Consider the following 4,320-nt stretch of genomic DNA (forward strand, 5'->3'; position numbering starts at 1 on the left):
CTTCGACCATCCTTGGTCTCTTACCGCCTAAATCTGACCGCCAAGGAGGGCCGGAATGTCTTATTTTGTATGGAGCAAAATAGACCATTTAGCCTTATATCCAAATCCTATAGCGAAGCATACAACGTTTTGCCAATTTTTTACCTCAGCTGTACTACGTGAGCTCTCAGTCTTACCACCCCTGCTTTGCATTAGCTTAAGAGGGAATAACCATCTCTTTATCAACGCGCGTTTAATTGAAAAGACTGAGGGGCTGTGAACGGGTCAAGTATTTAATGCAATTGGTATAAGCTCCCTTGTAGCTGATATTTTTCTGTGGTGATTTTTGATGGAGGTTTAGGGTTACACTAATCTGTGTAAGAAGTTAATTTACCCGAAGAGTTTAGCATCTCCGGCGCTACAGTTGTGAGCTGAACTAGGTTTCTCTCGCGCTTTACTCGTTTACTTATCTTGAAACAATATGTTCTCGCTTTGCGGCCGAAACTTTGCGCCTATTAGTATTATTAACTGCTTATTTAAGAAGTTAAAACCTATCAATTATAATTAGTCATTTTTTATTGTTGGTTACAAATTGAGATCTTTGTGTAGTTATTGTTTTTCATTGGCTAGTTAATTAACAAGCTAGCACTTGTTGGTTTTCGATGGTTATAGTTAATGGAAGGCCATTTAATAGGTGTAGGTTACTTGATGTATAAGAAAATACTTAGCTGTCTTATTGAGATGCCCCTTTATTATTGTTAAAAGCTGGTAACTTTGTTGTCTAGTTTTGATTACAGTTGTAACTGCGGTTGATACACTTTCTATGTTTAATTAAATTTAACTTTGTATACTTGTATCCTCCTGAATTTAAAGGTTTTGGTGTGGAATTTATTGTTTTTGTACATCTGTCTTTGTATCAATTTATATCTTTTAAGTTGTATTTATGTAATCGCTGTTGACACTTTGCTTCATATTTAACAATATTATTTCGAAACTATTAACTTTGGTTTTAATTAAAATAAATAACTATAACTATTTCTAAACAATAAGTTTGGAACTGAAGGGGAATATATGAACTCAGTAACCTTAACTGCGAGTGCAATAAGAAAAAGCCTTGTTGCAGTGGCAGCTACAAGTGTGGCTTTATCAGGGGTTGCCTTTGCTGAAGAAGTTGAAGGTGAGAGTGTCGAACGTATTGAAGTAACTGGTTCTCGTATCAAGCAAGTAGATATGGAAACAGTTTCACCAATTACTGTTATCAGTGCAGCAGATATTGCGATGACAGGTGAAAAAACGGTTGCAGATGTACTCAATAACTCTGCTGTAAACAGTTTTGGTTCATGGCGCGGTATGTCAGGCTATGGTTCTGGCGGTAGCGCAACAAGCAGTGTAAACCTTCGTGGTTTAGGTGCTTCTGCAACATTGGTTTTACTCGATGGCCGTCGTATGCCTGGTACTAGTTCAAGTTCAGGTGCGGTAGCCGATACTTCACAAATCCCGATGGCGATTGTAGAGCGTATCGAAATCCTTCGTGATGGTGCGTCGGCAGTATATGGTTCAGATGCCGTTGCTGGTGTAATTAACATTATTACTAAAAAAGAGTTTGAAGGTGTTCAGCTTGATTTTAGTACTGAACAGCCAAGCATTGAAGGCGGCGACGCAAACCGATTTTCAATCGCTGCTGGTTACAACACAGATAAAGGCAATATCACCTTTACCTATGAGTACTATGACACTAAAAATGTAATGGACCGTGATGTTTGGAAGATGGATGATCCATCTTATGGCGATTTTAGCTCGTTCAGTTCAGTTCCAAATGGTTACTATGATACGGGTGTGCAAAAAGTTGATGCTGATGGTAATCCTGTTTTCAATGAAGACGGTACACCAAGCAATATTTATGACTTTTACTCTAATTCAGAAATGTGTGCTGAAACAGAAAATGTTTCAGATGGTACTGATGGCGCAAACAACGGCCGTTGTTTCTATAGCTACGGTGAAGTCACTAAGCTATTTGGTGATGTGACTCGTAACTCTTTCATGACTAACTTTAGCTATGAAATTGCCGAAGACATTCAGTTCCGCGGTCGCGGTTCTGCATCTTTAACTGAAACAAACACCCGTTATGCAGGTACGCCAGTATCAACAAACTACCCAGTAATGAGTGCCGATAATCAGTACAATCCAACAGGCGCTGACATGACTATCTACATGCGTTCTGTGCAGATTGGTGAGCGTGATACATTAACAGAAACAAATAATTACGACATTCTTGGTGGTTTCGTTGGCTTTAGCGATGTCGGTAACGGTGTCGACTGGGAAGTGAATGCTCAGCATTCTGCATCAACCACAAACTCTTTCGGTTACAATTTGATTAACGATAATATTATTCAAAGTGAAATCGATACGGGTAAATATGACGTCTTCAATACTCAAGGCTTGTCATACGAAGAGTGGGAAAGACAGATGGCAGGTCTTTATGGAGCTGCGCAACATACAGGTACTTACCAAGGTAAGTTTGAAAGCACACAGCTTGACGCACTTGCTTCAACATTAGTATTTGAAACTGATAATGTTTCATTGGCTATGGTTGGTGGTGTTGAATATGAAATGATTGATTTCACTCAAGTGAGTGACCCTGAATCTGCGGCTGGCATTATCTCTGGTGGTTCAGGTGGTGATGATGTTGATGCAACACGTGATCGTACCGCTGGTTATGTTGAGTTTCAAATGGGCTTACCTGCTGAGTTTGAACTTTCAGCCGCAGTTCGTTACGAGCGTTATGAGCAAGAAGGTAACTTAACAGGCGCAACAGGCCAAGTGACAGAGAGCTCAACATTTGATGCTGTAGTACCTAAGTTTGGTTTAAGCTGGCGTCCAGTTGATTCATTACTTTTACGTGCAAGTTATGGCGACTCGTTCCGTGCGCCAAACATGGGCGAAATGTTCTCATCACAGTCTTTAAGCTTCGAAAGTGGTTATGATCCAGTGTGGTGTGGCGCTAACGGTGATGATGCTGATGCTGATTACTGTTCTCCTTCAAATCAATATAAGACTTGGTTTGGTGGTAACCCGGATCTAGAAGCTGAAGAGGGTAACTCTCTCACTGTCGGTGGTGTGTGGAACGTTACAGATGCTTGGAACCTAGAGCTTTCTTACTACTCAATTGTATATGATAACAAGATTGAGTCAGTTGGTATCGACGATATCTTATATGATGAGCAGATCAACGGTAGCTCAGACAAAGTTCATCGTGGCGCTGACGGTAAGATTGAATACATTGAGTCAGGTGTACAGAATATTGCATCAGTTGAAACTTCAGGTTTTGATTTTGCAACCGCATATAATATTGAAACTGGCTTTGGTGACTTTAACTTTAAGCTAGATGTTTCACACGTATTGGCTTTCGATAAGCAAGCCGATGCTGGATCTGAAACAGTTGAATATGCAGGGACTCAAGATTATCCAGACTGGCGTGGTAACTTTGCAGCAAGCTGGTATTTGAATAACTTTAATGCAGCATGGACTACCGTATATATTGGTAGCCAATCAGGCCAAGATCTGCGTGATGAAGGTTATGATTACATTATTGACGTACCAAGCTACATGAAGCACAACTTCCAAGTAGGCTATACGCATGATTGGAACGGCAGCGTCACTGTTGGTGTGAATAACATCTTTGATGAAGAAGCACCATCTTGGTATAACTATGCGGGTTACCGTGATACCAACACTGGTTTATATGATGTACTAGGTCGTACTTACTATCTAAGACTGAACCAGAAGTTCTAATTTTAGACTTAGTCAAAATAACTTAATAAAAACCTCCTTAATTGGAGGTTTTTTTATGCCTTCGATTCATCAAAGGATAGACTCGATAATATTATACTAATTCGATTAAAGCGTTGCTCATTCAGCGGGAGTTAACATCACTTTAGACAAGTCAGTGGTTTATCGCTTATCGTTATTCTCGGCTCTGGCATCCTGCTCCGCTCTCGATAATTGCGCCTGCATTATTCTACCTTCGACCATCCTTGGTTTCGTACCTCCTAAATCCGACTGCCAACGAGGATCGGAACGTCTTATTTTGTATGGAACAAAATAGACCATTTAGTCGAATATCGAGTGGCACATGCGCGGAATTAAGTGATTTCCCCACGCCTTAAATATCAGCCGCACGTTGTGAGCGCCTCAGGACATTCGCCGCTACGTTGTATTGTCTTAAAAGGGAATCACCATTTCTTCCACAATGCGTCTTGAATTGAAAGCCCCGAGAAAGCGTTGAACTGAGTATATCTTTAAAGGAATTGGTATTAGTGGCTGTTGATCTTTCGAGCTTAG

Annotated in this window: 1 protein-coding gene; it reads left to right on the forward strand. The window is 40.4% G+C overall.

Going from position 1 to position 4,320, the window contains the following annotated elements:
• Positions 1-1,050 precede the first annotated feature (1,050 nt).
• Positions 1,051-3,771: a TonB-dependent receptor gene (locus tag AB4135_RS20065; RefSeq protein ID WP_371995202.1), complete on the forward strand. Its 2,721-nt coding sequence runs from the start codon at positions 1,051-1,053 to the stop codon at positions 3,769-3,771.
• The last annotated feature ends 549 nt before the right edge of the window (positions 3,772-4,320 follow it).

It is taken from the genome of Shewanella sp. 10N.286.54.B9 (genome assembly GCF_041468565.1).
In the GTDB taxonomy this organism is placed as follows: domain Bacteria; phylum Pseudomonadota; class Gammaproteobacteria; order Enterobacterales; family Shewanellaceae; genus Shewanella.

What these genes read in the sequence shown, in the direction of transcription:
- AB4135_RS20065 (WP_371995202.1), top strand. Translation starts at nt 1,051, where the DNA reads ATGAACTCAGTAACCTTAACTGCGAGTGCAATAAGAAAAAGCCTTGTT.